Here is a 753-nt window from a genome sequence, read left to right as displayed (position 1 = left end):
GGAGTCGCCATCGCCGCGTCGGCCTCGCCGTTGAAGGCTCGCACGGCCGCATCGTGCTGGTGAGCCACGCTCGTCACCACCAGCACGCCATCGGCCGCCGCAGCTCCAAAGCGCTGCACGGCCTTCTCACCCTTGAACACGCTGATGTTAGCAATGTTGTTCGGGCCAATGTCGTTGATGTTGCCCGCGTAGCGCTGCCCGTCGAGGTACACCAGCGGCGGCAGCTTCGGTGCGGCAGCTGGGGCGGCCGGGCCCGCCACCGGCTGCTCGGCGGCGTTGAAGTACAGCTTGCGCTTTTCTCCGGTAGAAGTCGTTACGTTGGCGAAATACTGTGCGTGCGGCACTTTCACTGCCGGTAGGCTGCTGGTCAGCCAGCTATTGAGTGTACTGCCCGGGTAAGTACGGGCAATGTACGCCTTGATGCCGTCGGGCAGTTGGTGGGCAGGCACCTGACTGTGGTTGGTCCGCACGGTCGTTTCCACTTTGAAGTGGGCGTCGGTAGCGCCGGCGGCGTCCACCTTTTGGTTCAGCGCCCGCACGTCGGCCCGCTCCCGGTTAGCCAGCGTGGTGATGACGAACACCCGCGAGGCCAGCACATCGCGGCCCAGCGCCTGCTGCACCTGCGGGCCATTCAGGATTTTCATCGAGGCCACATGCAGGTACGCCTCGCCCGGCACATTGTCCAAGAGGTAGGCCTGCCCGTCCACGTAGCCCAGGGCGGGGCCGCCGGGCACAGCTGCCGCCAGGGTGGCG

Annotated in this window: 1 protein-coding gene; it reads right to left on the bottom strand. The window is 66.1% G+C overall.

What is annotated here, in order from left to right; genetic code table 11:
* Positions 1–753: hypothetical protein (locus tag ACYVDE_RS25010; RefSeq protein WP_460504219.1), on the bottom strand; the 753-nt coding region annotated here is incomplete at both ends.

Source organism: Hymenobacter agri (assembly GCF_054778495.1).
This window is presented reverse-complemented; position numbering and strand designations above follow the sequence as displayed.